Consider the following 15,305-nt stretch of genomic DNA (forward strand, 5'->3'; position numbering starts at 1 on the left):
CGGTATGTCTGTGCACAGTCAGATTCTCGTACGTTCAGAGCGCGCGTAGTCGACGACCTCGACCCCGTGCGCCGCCCCTCAGTGCCCTAGGCACGAGGGGCTTTTTCGTGCCCAGCCCCGCGTTCGTGATCCACCCCCGTGTTCGTGATCCACCCCCGTGTTCGTGATCCAGCCCCGTCACGTGACCGAGCCCCAGCGCGCGCCCCCGCGTTCCGCCCGCCGAGACCACCCGCTGTCGCAGATTCCCGGCCTGTCAAGGAAGACGCCCAGATGACACGAGAGATCACCGGAGCCCAGTCGCTCGTCCACTCCCTCGAGGCGGTCGGAGCGGATGTGGTCTTCGGCATCCCCGGCGGCGCGATCCTGCCCGCCTACGACCCGTTGTACGACTCCACGCGGGTGCGCCACATCCTCGTCCGGCACGAGCAGGGTGCCGGCCACGCGGCCGAGGGGTACGCGCAGGCCACCGGGCGGGTGGGGGTGTGCATGGCGACGTCCGGTCCGGGGGCGACGAACCTGGTCACCCCGATCGCGGACGCCTACATGGACTCGGTGCCGATGGTCGCGATCACCGGGCAGGTGGCCAGCGCCGCGATCGGGACGGACGCCTTCCAGGAGGCGGACATCTGCGGTATCACCCTGCCCATCACCAAGCACAACTTCCTCGTCCAGTCCGTCGACGACATCCCGCGGACGATCGCCGAGGCGTTCCACCTGGCGGGCACGGGGCGTCCCGGCCCCGTCCTGGTCGACCTGCCCAAGGACATCCTGCAGTCGGTCACGTCGGTGCTGCCGCACGAGATCTGGCCGCCCACACTCGACCTGCCCGGCTACCGCCCGATCACCCGCCCGCACAGCAAGCAGGTGCGGGAGGCGGCGAAGCTGATCAGCGCCTCCCGGCGTCCGGTGCTGTACATCGGCGGCGGTGTGCTCAAGGCGCGCGCCGCCGCGGAGCTGCGCACGCTGGCGGAGATGACCGGCATCCCGGTGGTCACCACGCTGATGGCCCGCGGCGCCTTCCCCGACTCGCACCCCCAGCACCTGGGCATGCCCGGCATGCACGGCTCGGTCGCCGCGGTGACCGCGTTGCAGAAGGCGGACCTGCTCATCACCCTCGGCGCCCGCTTCGACGACCGGGTCACCGGCCGGCTGGCCTCGTTCGCGCCGAAGGCCGCGATCATCCACGCCGACATCGATCCCGCCGAGATCGGCAAGAACCGGACCGCCGACGTGCCCATCGTCGGCGACTGCCGAGAGGTGATCAACGAGCTGATCGCCGCGCTGGCCGCCGAGCCCCGTCCGGAACTCGAGGGCTGGTGGCACACCCTGGACGGCTGGCGGCGCACCTACCCGCTGGGCTACGACACCCCGGCCGACGGGTCGCTGGCGCCGCAGCACGTCATCGAGCGGCTCGGCCGCATCTCGGGCCCGGAGACGATCTTTGCGGCCGGGGTCGGCCAGCATCAGATGTGGGCCGCCCAGTTCATCTCGTACGAGAACCCCTACACCTGGCTGAACTCCGGCGGCGCCGGGACGATGGGCTTCGCCGTGCCGGCGGCGATGGGCGCCAAGGTCGGCCGCCCGGATGCGACCGTGTGGGCGATCGACGGCGACGGCTGCTTCCAGATGACCAACCAGGAGCTCGCCACCTGCGCGCTCGAGGGCATCCCGATCAAGGTCGCGATCATCAACAACGGCTCGCTCGGCATGGTCCGGCAGTGGCAGACCCTGTTCTACGACAAGCGCTACTCGAACACCGAGCTCGGCACGCACCCGGCGTCGCCGCGGACCGGTGTCAAGCGGGTGCCCGACTTCGTCCGCCTCGCCGAGGCGCTGGGCTGCGTCGGCCTGCGCTGCGACTCGGCCGCCGAGGTCGACGCGACGATCGAGAAGGCGATGGCGATCGACGACGCCCCCGTGGTCGTGGACTTCGTCGTCCACCCCGACGCCATGGTCTGGCCGATGGTCGCCGCCGGCGCGAGCAACGACGACATCCGGGTCGCCCGCGACCTCGCGCCCGACTTCGACTACTCCGGGGACGCCGAGGTGAACCTGTGACGGCCCCCGACCCGATCCCCGACCTCAGGAGCGCGAGATCATGACCCGGCACACCCTGTCCGTGCTGGTGGAGAACAAGCCGGGGGTGCTCGCCCGGGTCTCCGGGCTGTTCTCCCGGCGCGGGTTCAACATCGAGTCGCTCGCCGTCGGCCCGACCGAGCACCCGGACGTCTCCCGGATGACCATCGTCGTCGCGGTCGAGGACCTGCCGCTGGAGCAAGTGACCAAGCAGCTCAACAAGCTGGTCAACGTTCTGAAGATCGTCGAGATGGATACGTCCGTCTCGGTGCAGCGCGAGCTGATGCTGCTGAAGGTGCGCGCCGACCTGTCCGTCCGGTCGCAGGTGCTGGAGACCGTCACCCTGTTCCGTGCGAAGGTGGTCGACGTCGCCCCGGACGCCGTCACGATCGAGGCGACCGGCACCCGCGACAAGCTGGACGCCCTCATCCGGATGCTGGAGCCGTTCGGGATCCGGGAGCTCGTCCAGTCCGGCATGGTGGCGCTTGGCCGCGGCTCGCGGTCGATCACCGATCGCAGCCTGCGCGCCGTCGACCGGTCGGCCTGACCGGTCGACCCGTTCCACCCGCTTCACCCGGCCCGGCCGGCCGGGGCGTCCCGGCGCGTCCCGCGGCGATCCCGGTCGGGCCGCGCCCGCACCTCCCTTCACTCAACGAGGAGACACCCCCACGATGGTCGAGATCTACTACGACGACGACGCCTCGCTCGACGTCCTGGCCGGCCGCAAGGTCGCCGTCATCGGTTACGGCAGCCAGGGCCACGCGCACGCGCTGAACCTGCGCGACAGNGGCGTCGACGTGCGGGTCGGCCTGNCCGCGGACAGCCGCAGCCGGGCGAAGGCCGCCGAGGAGGGCCTGCGCGTGCTCACCCCGGCGGAGGCGTCCGCCGAGGCCGACATCATCATGCTGCTCACCCCGGACACCACCCACCGCAAGATCTACGCCGACTCCATCGCCCCGCACCTGAGCGAGGGCAAGGCGCTGGCGTTCGGGCACGGGTTCAACATCCGCTACGGGCTCATCGAGCCGCCGGCGGGCGTCGACGTGTTCATGGTGGCGCCGAAGGGCCCCGGTCACCTGGTGCGCCGGGTGTTCGAGGAGGGCAAGGGCGTGCCCGTCCTCGTCGCCGTCGAGAACGACGCCTCCGGCAACGCGCTCGCCGTCGCGCTGGCCTACNCCAAGGGCATCGGCGGCACCCGCGCGGGGGCGCTGCNCACCACCTTCACCGAGGAGACCGAGACCGACCTGTTCGGTGAGCAGGCCGTGCTCTGCGGCGGCACCAGCGCGCTGGTCCAGGCCGGGTTCGAGACGCTGGTCGAGGCGGGTTACACCCCCGAGGTCGCCTACTTCGAGTGCCTGCACGAGCTCAAGCTCATCGTCGACCTGATGTACGAGGGCGGCATCTCGCAGATGCGTTACTCGATCTCCGACACGGCCGAGTACGGCGACGTCACCCGCGGCCCGCGGGTGGTCACCCCGGCCGTCAAGGCCGAGATGCGCAAGATCCTCGACGAGATCCGGGACGGCACGTTCGCGCGCGAGTGGGTCGCCGAGGACGACAACGGCCGGCCGAACTTCACCAAGCTCGTGGAGGAGGGCAAGCAGCACCCGATCGAGCAGGTCGGCGCCAAGCTGCGGCCGCTGATGTCCTGGATCGCCAAGTAGACGCCGGGATCGCCGCGTAACGCCGGGATCGCCGAGCGGCAGGGTCGTCTGCCACCGCCGGACGTCGATGCCGGGCTCCGCCGCCGGATGGTGGCGGCGCCCGGCCGCCGAACGGCGAGGACAGCCGGACCACATCGCCGGGATCGCGCATTTCNGGGGGGACCGGTGCGCAAAGCGTTCGGCGGGCGCAGTCCGCGTCGGTAGGCTGGGCCCGCCGCGCCACCCGGCGCGCAGTCAGCACGCTCACCACCGCCAGGCCGACGGCCACGTGATCACACCTCGTTCCGCGCGTCGCCTCCGGCCTGACCAGAGGTTGCTAGGAGAGGTCCAGTGCCCGTCGTACTCGTTGCCGAGGAGCTGTCGCCGGCCGGGCTGGAGGTGCTGTCCGGGGACTTCGAGCTTCGTCACGTCGACGGCGCCGACCGGTCGGCCCTCCTGCCCGCGATCGCCGACGTCGACGCCGTGATCGTCCGTTCCGCCACCAAGATCGACGCGGAGGCGCTCGCGGCGGCGAGCCGGCTCAAGGTCGTCGCCCGGGCCGGCATCGGCCTGGACAACGTCGACGTCGCCGCCGCCACCCAGCGCGGCGTCATGGTCGTCAACGCGCCGACGTCGAACATCGTCAGCGCGGCCGAGCACGCGATCGCGCTGCTGCTCGCCGTCGCCCGCCGGGTCCCGGCGGCCAACCAGTCGCTGCGTGGCGGGGAGTGGAAGCGGTCGAAGTTCACCGGCGTCGAGCTGGTCGAGAAGACGCTCGGCGTCGTCGGCCTCGGCCGTATCGGGGTCCTCGTGGCGCAGCGGCTCGCCGGCTTCGGCATGAAGGTCATCGCCTATGACCCGTACGTGTCGGTGGCCCGCGCCTCCCAGCTCGGCGTCACCCTCGTCGACCTCGCCGAACTGCTGCGGCGCAGCGACGTGATCACGATCCACCTGCCCAAGACGCCGGAGACGCTCGGCCTGATCGGCGCCGAGGAGCTTGCCGGGACCAAGCCCGGCGTCATCATCGTCAACGCCGCCCGCGGCGGGCTCGTCGACGAGGCGGCGCTTGCCGAGGCGATCAGCTCCGGCCAGGTCGGTGGCGCCGGCATCGACGTCTTCGTCACCGAGCCGACGACCGCGTCGCCGCTGTTCGGTCTCGACAACGTGGTGGTCACCCCGCACCTCGGCGCCTCCACCCAGGAGGCCCAGGACAAGGCCGGGCTCGCCGTCGCCCGCTCGGTGCGCCTGGCGCTGCAGGGCGAGTTCGTGCCGGACGCGGTCAATGTGCAGGCCGGTGGGATCGTCGCCGAGGACGTCCGGCCGGGCCTGCCGCTCGCCGAGAAGCTGGGGCAGCTGTTCTCCGGGCTCGCCGGCGGGCTCGCCGCCGCCATCACCGTCGAGGTCCGAGGGGAGATCGCGGTCCACGACGTCTCGGTGCTCCAGCTCGCCGTACTCAAGGGCGTCTTCACCGACGTCATCGAGGAGCAGGTCACCTACGTCAACGCCCCGCTGCTGGCGAAGGAGCGCGGCGTCGATGTCACCCTGGAGACCTCCGAGGAGGGCTCCAGGGACTACCGCAACCTGGTGACCGTGCGCGGCGTGCTCGCCGACGGCACCCCGGTGTCGGTCAGCGGGACCCTCGTCGGTTCCCGGCAGGTCGAGAAGATCACCGCGATCGATGGCTTCGAGGTCGACATCCGACCCGAGGCGCACCTGGCGTTCTTCCGCTACGAGGACCGGCCCGGAATCGTCGGTGCGGTCGGCGCGCTGCTGGGCGAGGCGAACATCAACATCGCCAGTGCTCAGGTGAGCCGGCTCCAGGCGGGTGGGGAGGCGCTGATGTCGCTGTCGCTGGACGACGCGGTCGCCGCCGACATCCTGGCCGACATCGCGAAGATAATCGGCGCTTCCTACGCGCGCGCGGTCAGCATCCAGACCGAGTAGTGATCCAGGCGGAGTAGCGCCGGACCGGGCGGTCGGCAGCTCGCGCCCGACCTCCGGTATCGGGTGGCCGGTCGGTGCCGGACTGCGCAGTCGCGGCGGTGGCACCCCGGTGGGGGCGCGCCGCGGCGACCGGCGGGCGGGCCGGCCGACGGTACGGCGGCGGCGCGGCGGTCGGCTGCCGTCGGGGCGCTGCGACACCGCAGGTGGGCCGTCGGCGGCGGCCGGTCGGAGCCGCCCGCCAGGCCGGCGCGGCGGTGCCGGCCGCGCCGCTCTCGCCCGGAAGTGCCCGGAGTGATCTTTACGCCGAACATGCGGCTTTGGCTGGGTGTCGGGTTTACCGTGGCTAGCATGGCGTCGCGGCATCAGGACCCGTTCGAGGGGCTTCGCCTGGATGAGCGATTCGTCCGCGGAGCCCGCTTCCTCGAGCCGTCCGCGGCCGAACGCAGCCGGCAGCACGGCCGGACCGCATCCGGTCGTTGCCAGGTCGTTCCCGCTCCCCGCGGGCTGCCCGGGTTCTTTCACCGGCTCGTGGCGCCGCCGAAGCCGCCGGGACGCCCCCGGCAGATCGCCCAGATGGTCACCTTCATCGCCATCATCGTCGGGATGATCACTATCACGGTGGTGGCCCTGCGGCAGACGGCTACCCGGGGCGGGGCGGGCAGCGCCACCCGCCTGGCCGCACCGAGCGCGTCGCAGGACGGCGCGGCGAGCGCCGCGAGTGCCAGGCCCGCGGTCAGCGGCTCCCTGACCGGCCCTCCCGCCGGCTACGCGGTCGCCCCGGCACTGCTGGCCGCCCTGCACCGCGGCGACTGTCTGAACTGGACGCCCTACCCGGCAGGCGCACCCGTGCCGATGGTGCCGGTGGTCGCGGTCCGGGTGAGCTGCGACCGTCCGCACATCGACGAGGTCACCCGGCTGGTGAACCTCGCGCCGCTGTTCGGCCGCTGGCCCGGCGCGTCGGCGGTGACCCAGGTGGCGGACGCGCGCTGTGCCGGGGCGCTGCGCGACTTCGCCGGGGCCATCGACGCCACCCCGCACTACATCGTCGGCACGATCTACCCGTCCGAGCCGAGCTGGCAGGACGGCGCGCGCTCGGTTGCCTGTACGGTGCGCACGGACGACCTGCGGGCCCGCACCGGCCCGTTCCGGGCCATCGGCTCGATCGGCGCCTGAGGGCGCGGGCGGCCGATTCGCAGCGGGCGACCGAGGCGAGGCGCGACCGAGCCGCGGCGGCCCACCACCGACCGATCGGGCCGACATCGGGTACTGTTTATTCGCGATGCGTGCGCTGCTCCTCCTTAGCCGCCGCGGCGGGGCCTGATCCAGCTGGCTTCCCCGTCGCGGTGTTCTCGTGCGCCAGCGTCGGGATCCCCGCGGTCATGGTGGCCCGGCGGTCATGCCCAGCCCGGGCGGCCGCCCGTCCGACGCCGTGGAGGGATCTGCCGGCCCCCAAGTCCCCTGTGCGGTCGTGAGATCCGGTCGACGTGGGGCTCTTCCGAGGAAGCAGGAGCACGATGACCACGCAGCAGCCGTCCGGCATGCCGATCGAGAAGTACCAGGCGTTCACCCCCGTCCCGCTGCCGGACCGGACCTGGCCCGAGAAGTCGATCGTCCGCGCCCCGCAGTGGTGCAGCGTCGACCTGCGCGACGGCAACCAGGCACTGATCGACCCGATGACCCCCGCGCGCAAGATGCAGATGTTCGAGCTGCTGGTCGCGATGGGCTACAAGGAGATCGAGGTCGGGTTCCCCGCCGCGAGCCAGACCGACTTCGACTTCATCCGCCAGCTCATCGAGGAAGACCGCATCCCGGATGACGTCGTCATCCAGGTGCTGACCCAGGCGCGCGAGGAGCTGATCGAGCGGACGGCCGCGTCGCTGGTGGGCGCCGACCGGGCGCTGATCCACCTGTACAACTCGACGTCGACGCTGCAGCGGCGGGTCGTGTTCGGCCTGGACCGGGCCGGCGTCACCGAGATTGCCGTACAGGGCGCGCGCTGGTGCGTCCAGTACGCCGAGAAGCTGCTCGAGGGCACCGATGTGCGCTGGCAGTACAGCCCGGAGTCGTTCACCGGTACCGAGCTGGACTACGCCGTCGAGGTGTGCGAGGCGGTCATGGACGTGTGGTCGCCGACGCCGCAGCGGCCAGTCGTGCTGAACCTGCCGGCGACGGTCGAGATGTCGACGCCGAACGTCTACGCCGACCAGATCGAGTGGGTCGGGCGGAACCTGACGCGGCGCGATGCCGTGATCCTGTCGCTGCACCCGCACAACGACCGGGGCTGCGCGGTCGCCGCGGCGGAGCTCGGCGTGCTGGCCGGCGCGGACCGGGTCGAGGGCTGCCTGTTCGGCAACGGCGAGCGCACCGGCAACGTCTGCCTGGTCACCCTCGGTCTGAACCTGTTCTCGCAGGGCGTCGATCCGATGATCGATTTCTCGGACATCGACGGGGTCCGCCGGGCGGTCGAGTACTGCAACCAGCTACCCNTGCACCCCCGCCACCCCTACGGTGGCGACCTCGTCTACACCGCCTTCTCCGGCTCCCACCAGGACGCCATCAAGAAGGGCCTGGAGGCGATGGAACGGACCGGCCAGACCCGGTGGGAGGTGCCCTACCTGCCGATCGACCCCAAGGACGTGGGCCGCACCTACGAGGCCGTCATCCGGGTGAACAGCCAGTCCGGCAAGGGCGGCGTCGCCTACCTGCTGAAGTCGGAGCATTCGCTGGAACTGCCGCGACGGCTGCAGATCGAGTTCTCCGGAGTCGTGCAGCGCCACACCGACGCCGAGGGCGGCGAGGTCACCGCCGCGGAGCTGTGGCGGATCTTCCGTAGCGAGTACTTCCTCGACGGCGCCGAGACGGCGGGCCCGCTGGAGCTGCTGGGGTCGCGGACGAACGCCGCTTCGGGGGAGCGCGACGAGGTCTCGGTCTCGGTTCGGTTCGACGGCGCGGATTCGGTGCTCACCGGGGTCGGCAACGGCCCCATCGACGCCTTCGTGGCCGCCCTGGCGACCCGCGGCCTGAGCGTGCGCATCCTTGACTACAACGAGCACGCGCTGGGTTCGGGCGCCGACGCCCGGGCGGCGGCCTACCTCGAGGTCTCCGTCGACGACCGGGTGTACTGGGGGGTCGGCATCGATCCCAACATCGTCACCGCGTCGTTGCGGGCCGTCGTGAGCGCCGTCAACCGTGCCTCCCGTGACCGGGCGGCGGCGCCGGTCCCCGGGCCGGCCGTCGCGGCGCCGAGGGACGGCGGCCGGCCCGCCGCCGCACCGGTGGCCTGAGCCGGGCTCTCCGCGGGCATGACCGGCGGCCTGTGGCGGCCTTGCGGCTGCCGCAGGCCGCCGGCCGTGCCGCTGGGTCGACACGGCGGCGATCAGTCGCGGAGATCCGCCGGTTCCACGTCCCGGACGCTGCGGCGGACCTGATCCAGCATCGCCTCCGGGACGTCGGTCATGCCGTGATCCACGCGGGCGTGGGTGTCCACGGCACGGAGCAGATCCTCCTCGGCAGACGCGACGATGCGTGTCTCGCACCCGTGAATGATCGCGCCACAGTAGAATTCCTTCATGGCCGGCCGCCGAACGGTGATCTCCGCGGGCAGGGAATGACCCCCGGCCGCCGGGCTCGGTGACATCAGCGCCTGGGCGGTCCAGTATCGGTTCCGTCTCATGTGGACATTTCCGCGAGACGCAGCATCAGACGCTCCATCCGTACCAGACCGAGGGGTCGACCCATCTCGGTCACGATTATCACCGGGTCGAACCGGCTGGCCCTGGCGCGGGTCATGGCGCGGCGCGCCACCTCCGTCACCGGTTCCTCCGGGCGGGCGAACAGGGTGGTGGGTACCCGGCGGGGTTCGGTGCCGCCGCCGGGACCGCTGGACAGGTGCAGCGCGACCGGGCGGCACCGGTTGGACACGATGATCGTCGCTCTGGGAGCCTGCTCGTCGTCGGGGCCGGCGGTGGTCGGATCACCGCGGTTCGCGGCCGTCCGCATGGGGCAGCTCGGGCAGTCCGGCGACATGGCGCACGAGCCCGAGTCGCCCACGCGGACGGTGACCTGTTCCATGAGGCTCTCGATGCTCGCCGCGCGGTTGCTGCGTTCGGAGAGCTGCCGGATGCGCCGGGCCACCCCCGGATCGAGCTGCTGCCAGCCCTCGGACGGGCGCCCGAGCAGGAATCCCTGCCCGAGGGGAACGCCGAGCGCGACCAGCATGGCCAGCTCGTCGCCCCGCTCGATGCCCTCCGCGATCACCCAGCCATTCAGCCGGCTGGCNAAGTTGCCGACCAGCTCGGTCAGAGCGATCTTGACCTGGTCGTCATCGACGTTGACCACCAGCGAGCGGTCCAGCTTGACGAAGTCGGGTCGGATCCGGGCGAGCTGGCGTAGCCCGGCGTAGCCGGAGCCGACATCGTCCATGGCGACGAAGGCGCCGCGGTTGCGCAGAGCGCTTGCGGTGGCGGTCAGCCCGGTCGTGGCGTCGAGGTCGACCGCCTCGTTGAGTTCCAGCACGAGCCGGCGCAGGTCCGCGTCCCGCCAGACCTCGGCGACCGCGGGCTCGTCCAGCAGGTGGGGCAGAACGTTGACGGCCAGGAAGCAGCGGTCGGGAAGCCGATCGCGGGCCGCGAGCGCGGCAGCGAGAACCCGGGCCTCGAGTTCGGCCGCGTGCCCGAGCCGGTCCGCCGCGGCGAAAATGCGGTCGGGGGAGTGCGTCGGATGGCTGTGGAAGCGGGCGAGCGCCTCATATCCGGCGATAACCCCACGCTGCAGATCTACGATCGGCTGGAAGTACAGCACAGGTTCGGCGGGATCGGCGAGAACCCGGGCCAGGTCGGGATGGTCGGCCTCGTAGGCGTCCTGCTCCCCGCCGGCGAGTCTCGGCGGACTCGACGCGCCCGACGTTTCGGCTCCCGCGGACGCGACCGCGCGCCGGGCGTCGGCCACCTCGCCGGATGTCTCGCCGGATGTCTCTGCGGAGTCGCCGACATCGGAGCGGCCGCGGGGTGGAGATCCCGCGGGAGTCCGCTGTCGAGTAATCATGCGCCGTGCACCCCCTCGCCTCGAAGCACGTCGCACCTGTCCTGTAAGTGAGTTTCTTACCATCTGGCCTCGATGCCGGTCGCGAGTACCGTCCGGAGTTGTGAATCCTGCGGTCTTTTGTGTGACCGGCGGGTGGCGGTCGGATTGCTGGTTGTCGTCTTTCTTGCGACCGCCCGGCGGGGGCGGCGTGTTCTATACGGCTGGGCCGTCGATCGTCACCGATCTGTTGTCGAGCACGACAATGCGCCTCACTTTCTGAGGTATCGGTGCCGTGCGGTCGGAGTCGGTGCTCCGGCGGGCGCACATCAATTCGGGAACAACGAACGTGATACCCCGCGCGGCCCGGCCGGACGGTGGTCACTGGTGGTAATCGTTAGGCCGCAGTGTGGTGGTCTCGCTGGTCGTCCGGTGATGCCCTGTGGTAGCGGGGGGCGTAGCGGCTCATCCCACCGTGTCCGTCCGTCGCCGTGTCTCCACACCCGGTGCCGTCCGAGGGCGCCCTGCCCGCGCCACCCCGCCGCCACGGCCGGGAGGTTCGCCGCGCAGGTTCGAGGGTCCCCCGCGGAGCCCCCGGCGCCGGATCGAGTCGAGCCGCTGCGATCCGCGGGTTCCGGCTACAGTCGGGCACATGAGGCTTGCGGTGATCGGCGGTGACGGGATCGGCCCCGAAGTGGTGGCGGAGGGGCTGCGGGTACTGCGGGCCGTACACCCCAAGGTCGACACGACCGAGTACGACCTGGGCGCCCGGCGTTGGCATCAGACCGGGGAGACGCTGCCCGACTCGGTGCTCGAGGAACTGCGCGGTCACGACGCGATCCTGCTCGGCGCGGTCGGCGATCCGGGGGTGCCGAGCGGCGTGCTCGAGCGCGGCCTGCTTCTGCGTCTGCGCTTCGAGCTCGACCACCATGTCAACCTGCGGCCGGTGCGGCTGTATCCCGGGGTCGCCTCGCCGCTGGCCGGAGAGCCCACGATCGACATGATCGTGGTGCGTGAGGGCACCGAGGGTCCGTACGCGGGTGCCGGCGGCGTGCTGCGGCGGGGGACTCCGCACGAGGTTGCCACCGAGGAGAGCCTCAACACCCGCTACGGCGTCGAGCGGGTCGTGCGGGACGCCTTCCGCCGCGCCGCTCGCCGCGAGCGCCGCCATCTCACCCTCGTGCACAAGAACAACGTCCTGACCAAGGCCGGCGACCTGTGGTCGCGCACGGTCGCCGAGGTGGCGCCGGAGTTCCCCGACGTGCGGGTCGACTACCAGCACGTGGACGCGGCCTCGATGTTCTTCGTGACCGATCCGGGACGGTTCGACGTCGTCGTCACAGACAACATGTTCGGCGACATCATCACCGATATCGGCGCGGCGATCACCGGCGGCATCGGGCTGGCCGCCAGCGGCAATCTCGACCCGTCCGGCGCCCACCCGAGCATGTTCGAGCCGGTCCACGGCAGNGCGCCCGACATCGCCGGCAAGCAGCTCGCCGACCCGACGGCGACGGTCGCCTCCGTCGCGATGCTGCTCGACCACCTGGGACACGCCGAGGAGGCAGCGAGGGTCGAGGCCGCGGTTGCAGCATCGCTCGCGGGCCGGGTGGGCGCGGGCGCCGCGGCCCTGTCGACCCGGGAGCGCGGCGAGGACCTGGCCGCGCGCGCGGTCGGCTAGCTCGCGACTCGGTCGCCGCGGACTTCGCTGCTCCGTCCCACTCCGGCGCTCCGTCCCACTCCGGCGCTCCGTCCCACTCCGGCGCTCCGTCCCACTCCGGCGCGTCGGCCGTCGGGACCGCGTCGGCCGTCGTCGCCGGTCGTCTGCCGTTCTCGCGGAGTTCCCCGCCGCGCGGCGAGGTGGTTATCCTCGAAGCGGGAGCCGTAGATCCGGTAGACGGCAGCCGACGGGGCCCACCACGGCGATGATCGGCGAATTCGTCATCCCTGTTCGCTTCGTCGATCCTGGCCTGGAGTCCGCTGTGCCCATCACCCCCACCTCGAAGATCTGGATGAGTGGCAAGCTCGTCGATTGGGACGACGCCCGCATCCACGTGCTCAACCCGACCCTGCACTACGGCTGGGGCGTGTTCGAGGGCATCCGCTGTTACGAGACGGCCGACGGCCCCGCCGTCTTTCGGCTGTCGGATCACATCGCCCGCCTCTACCGCAGCGCGAAGATCTACGTGATGGAGCCCTCCTTCACTCAGGAGCAGGTGGTGGCGGCCACCAAGGAGACCATCGCGGTCAACGACATCTCCTCCTGCTACATCCGGCCCCTGGTCTACCTCGGCTACGGGGAGATGGGTCTCAACCCGCTGCCCTCACCGGTCGAGGTGATGATCGCGGTCTGGCCGTGGGGTGCCTACCTCGGCGAGGAGGCCGAGGCGAACGGTGTGCGAGCGCAGATCTCCTCCTGGAAGCGGAACGACCCCAACATCNCCCCGCCGGCGGCGAAGGCGTCCGGGCAGTACCTGAACTCGTCGCTGGCGAAGGTCGCGGCGGTGAAGGCGGGTTACGACGAGGCGATCCTGACCAGCCCGAACGGCCATATAGCAGACGGCACCGGTGAGAACGTCTTCATCGTCTCCGGCCGTCAGGTCATCACTCCGCTGCTGACCGACGGGCCGTTGGGCGGCATCACCCGCGCCTCGATCATGCAGATCGCCGCCGACCAGGGGTACGAGGTGATCGAGCAGCACGTCGTGCGCACCGACCTCTACCTGGCCGACGAGGCCTTCTTCACCGGGACGGNGGCCGAGATCGTGCCGATCGTCTCGGTTGACGACCGGCAGGTCGGGGCGGGCAAGCCGGGTCCGGTGACCCGCGAGCTGCTGGAGATCTTCCACCGGGCCACGCGAGGTGAGCTGGACCGCTACCGCTCCTGGAACGAGCTGGTCCGGAGCTAGGCAGCCGCGACTCGTCGATCCGCCGAGGCACANCGGTCCGCGCGTCCGCGACATGCCTCGGCGGATTCCATGTGCGCGAGCTACCCGGGCAGCGGGTGGACGCGGTCTTTCCCGTGTCCCCGCGCATCCCCTTGGCGGGTCGGCGGGTCGGCGGGTCGGCGGTGCCATCGTTGACCTGACATCCGCTTCGGCCACATTCTTCGCTTTTGTGGCGTGGTCGAGGTCACAATGTGGCCACGGCAATCCCCGTTTCGCCCTGGCCAATCGGCTTCACGGCGCCTACCGTCGCGAGTAGCAGGCTTCACGAATGCACAAGCGCCGTGCGGGCATCGCGGAGCCTGTGGACGGCATTACCGCTGCGCACGGCATTACCGGTGTCGGAGGGTACTGCCAGGGTTTCGGACGGTATAGCGGGGTTCGGAGGGCGTCGTGCGCGTTTCGGAGGGGATGAGCTCCCTTGTTCTCATGATCGGCCCAGGCCACACGCTCCGCCAGGCGGCCCGGCTGATGGCCGCGCGCAAGGTGGGCGCGGCGGTCGTCCACGATGCGGACAGTCAGGGCTACGGAATTCTCACCGAGCGGGACATTCTCCGCTCGATCGCGGCGGAACAGGATCCGGATGTCGAGATCGCCGGCGATCACCTCACCCGCGATGTCGTCTTCGCGGATCCAGGCTGGTCGCTCGACGACGCGGCAGCCGCGATGCTGCGCGGAGGATTTCGTCATCTCATCGTCACGTCGGGTGGTGGAGTGGCCGGAATTCTTTCCATGCGCGACGTGGTGCGGTGCTGGAGTGACCAACATATAACGGTATGATGCCTGCGTGACGTACGCCAAGGATGTTCCCGATGNGCCGTCCGCTCCGGAGCGGCATACCCCGGTGGCTGCGGAACATCAGGCGGAGCAATGGCGCTACGGTCACCGCATGCACGACAATGAGGCGGTCGCCCTGCTTCGAGCGACCACGCTGCTGAAGGAGCTGGACGAGGAGGACCTGCTGCGACTCGCCTCACGGGCGGTCACGCGGCGATTCCGCCGCNGGCAGGTTGTCTTCACCGAGNGTGAGCCGGGAGATACTCTTCTCGTGGTCGCCACGGGGCGGCTCAAGGTGCTCACCAAGGCGGACGACGGGCGCGATCACGTGCTGAACATCGCCGGCCCTCGGGAGACGCTGGGCGAACTCAACATCGTCGAAGCCGGGACGAGATCCGCCAGCGTCGAGGCCCTGGAATCCAGCACTGCGTTGGTCCTCGACCGAGCCGCCGTATGGGAGCTCGTCCGGGAACGCCCGGCCGTCGCCGAGCAGCTCATCCNGGCGCTGGTCGCCCACGTCCGGCGGCTCACCGGAGCCAACGCCGACCTCGTCTTTCTCGACCTGCCGCGCCGGGTGGCGAAGCTGCTGCTGTTGCGGATGCGAGAAGCGGGCCGGCCGGTGATCGAGCTCGGCCTCACCCAGACGGAGATCGCCTCGCTGCTTGGCGGTTCCCGCCAGTCCGTCAACCAGGCGTTGCGCGAATTCGAACGGCGCACCTGGATTCTGTCGGAAGGNCAGACGATCACGATCCTCCAGGTCGACCGCCTGCGCCGCTTCGCCGGAGACTGAGCAGCCCCGCAGATCCGCTTCGCGAATCTGCGGGGACCCCTGCTGGTGGTTGTGACCGTGGGTGGTCTCCGGGAATCGCCTTCGGCGATCCCCGTGGGTGATCAGGGTTGG

Annotated in this window: 10 protein-coding genes and 11 pseudogenes; 18 read left to right on the plus strand and 3 right to left on the minus strand. The window is 70.9% G+C overall.

The annotated features are described in order from the left end of the window. The first annotated feature begins 144 nt into the window (after nt 1-144). From FF86_RS26890 to FF86_RS58640, 9 genes and pseudogenes are all read left to right on the plus strand, one after another. Nucleotides 145-2,058: an acetolactate synthase large subunit gene (locus FF86_RS26890; protein WP_082122011.1), complete on the plus strand. Its 1,914-nt coding sequence runs from the start codon at nt 145-147 to the stop codon at nt 2,056-2,058. 40 nt (nt 2,059-2,098) lie between these two features. After that, nucleotides 2,099-2,623 (plus strand): acetolactate synthase small subunit, encoded by a 525-nt coding sequence (gene ilvN / locus FF86_RS26895; protein ID WP_044886230.1) that lies wholly within the window; start codon nt 2,099-2,101, stop codon nt 2,621-2,623. Nucleotides 2,624-2,747: 124 nt separating this feature from the next. Beyond that, a pseudogene (locus tag FF86_RS58610) lies at nt 2,748-2,863 on the plus strand (ketol-acid reductoisomerase); the annotation flags it as partial. A gap of 26 nt (nt 2,864-2,889) precedes the next feature. Next, nucleotides 2,890-3,251, plus strand: a pseudogene (locus FF86_RS58620) (ketol-acid reductoisomerase); the annotation flags it as partial. A 38-nt stretch (nt 3,252-3,289) separates the two neighbouring features. Then, nucleotides 3,290-3,740, plus strand: a pseudogene (locus FF86_RS58630) (ketol-acid reductoisomerase); the annotation flags it as partial. Between the two features lie 330 nt (nt 3,741-4,070). Continuing rightward, nucleotides 4,071-5,663 (plus strand): phosphoglycerate dehydrogenase, encoded by a 1,593-nt coding sequence (gene serA / locus FF86_RS26905; RefSeq protein ID WP_044886228.1) that lies wholly within the window; start codon nt 4,071-4,073, stop codon nt 5,661-5,663. A 348-nt stretch (nt 5,664-6,011) separates the two neighbouring features. Beyond that, a complete protein-coding gene (locus FF86_RS26910; protein ID WP_044886227.1) occupies nt 6,012-6,836 on the plus strand; it encodes a septum formation family protein in 825 nt (274 codons plus the stop codon). A gap of 341 nt (nt 6,837-7,177) precedes the next feature. Beyond that, a partial coding sequence (locus tag FF86_RS58635) for a 2-isopropylmalate synthase (protein WP_242419694.1) occupies nt 7,178-8,149 on the plus strand: 972 nt, incomplete at its 3' end. A 1-nt stretch (nt 8,150) separates the two neighbouring features. Beyond that, a pseudogene (locus FF86_RS58640) lies at nt 8,151-8,947 on the plus strand (alpha-isopropylmalate synthase regulatory domain-containing protein); the annotation flags it as partial. 92 nt (nt 8,948-9,039) lie between these two features. On the opposite strand, the gene FF86_RS26920 reads toward FF86_RS58640, so the two are convergent. The 3 genes and pseudogenes from FF86_RS26920 to FF86_RS58650 form a co-directional block, all read right to left on the minus strand. Next, nucleotides 9,040-9,336: a DUF1059 domain-containing protein gene (locus FF86_RS26920; protein ID WP_082122007.1), complete on the minus strand. Its 297-nt coding sequence runs from the start codon at nt 9,334-9,336 to the stop codon at nt 9,040-9,042. Continuing rightward, a pseudogene (locus tag FF86_RS58645) lies at nt 9,333-9,941 on the minus strand (EAL domain-containing protein); the annotation flags it as partial. The pseudogene FF86_RS58645 and the gene FF86_RS26920, both read right to left, overlap by 4 nt. 1 nt (nt 9,942) lies before the next feature. Next, nucleotides 9,943-10,769, minus strand: a pseudogene (locus FF86_RS58650) (EAL domain-containing protein); the annotation flags it as partial. Nucleotides 10,770-11,334: 565 nt separating this feature from the next. Here FF86_RS58650 and FF86_RS26930 point away from each other — a divergent pair. The 9 genes and pseudogenes from FF86_RS26930 to FF86_RS63210 all read left to right on the plus strand — a co-directional run. Then, nucleotides 11,335-12,152: 3-isopropylmalate dehydrogenase (locus tag FF86_RS26930; protein ID WP_242419695.1), on the plus strand; the 818-nt coding region annotated here is incomplete at its 3' end. Nucleotide 12,153: 1 nt separating this feature from the next. Beyond that, nucleotides 12,154-12,363, plus strand: a pseudogene (locus tag FF86_RS58655) (isocitrate/isopropylmalate family dehydrogenase); the annotation flags it as partial. Nucleotides 12,364-12,664: 301 nt separating this feature from the next. Then, on the plus strand, nt 12,665-13,123 hold a 459-nt coding region (locus FF86_RS58660; RefSeq protein WP_242419696.1), incomplete at its 3' end, for an aminotransferase class IV. Nucleotide 13,124: 1 nt separating this feature from the next. Further along, nucleotides 13,125-13,436 (plus strand): annotated as a pseudogene (locus FF86_RS58665) (aminotransferase class IV); the annotation flags it as partial. 1 nt (nt 13,437) lies between these two features. Then, a pseudogene (locus tag FF86_RS58670) lies at nt 13,438-13,591 on the plus strand (branched chain amino acid aminotransferase); the annotation flags it as partial. A 429-nt stretch (nt 13,592-14,020) separates the two neighbouring features. Next, nucleotides 14,021-14,407: a cyclic nucleotide-binding/CBS domain-containing protein gene (locus tag FF86_RS26940; RefSeq protein WP_044886223.1), complete on the plus strand. Its 387-nt coding sequence runs from the start codon at nt 14,021-14,023 to the stop codon at nt 14,405-14,407. A 245-nt stretch (nt 14,408-14,652) separates the two neighbouring features. Continuing rightward, nucleotides 14,653-14,904 (plus strand): annotated as a pseudogene (locus FF86_RS58675) (cyclic nucleotide-binding domain-containing protein); the annotation flags it as partial. Between the two features lie 74 nt (nt 14,905-14,978). Then, nucleotides 14,979-15,139, plus strand: a 161-nt coding sequence (locus FF86_RS58680) for a helix-turn-helix domain-containing protein (RefSeq protein ID WP_313954387.1), incomplete at its 3' end; no start/stop codon positions are given. Nucleotide 15,140: 1 nt separating this feature from the next. Beyond that, a pseudogene (locus tag FF86_RS63210) lies at nt 15,141-15,194 on the plus strand (hypothetical protein); the annotation flags it as partial. Between the last annotated feature and the right edge of the window lie 111 nt (nt 15,195-15,305).

It is taken from the genome of Frankia sp. CpI1-P (genome assembly GCF_001421075.1).
Classification (GTDB): domain Bacteria; phylum Actinomycetota; class Actinomycetes; order Frankiales; family Frankiaceae; genus Frankia; species Frankia torreyi.

Bases quoted from the DNA above. Each gene is read 5' to 3' on its own strand.
- ilvN (WP_044886230.1), top strand. From the start codon at position 2,099: ATGACCCGGCACACCCTGTCCGTGCTGGTGGAGAACAAGCCGGGGGTG.
- FF86_RS26910 (WP_044886227.1), top strand. From the start codon at position 6,012: ATGGCGTCGCGGCATCAGGACCCGTTCGAGGGGCTTCGCCTGGATGAG.
- FF86_RS26920 (WP_082122007.1), bottom strand. From the start codon at position 9,336: ATGAGACGGAACCGATACTGGACCGCCCAGGCGCTGATGTCACCGAGC.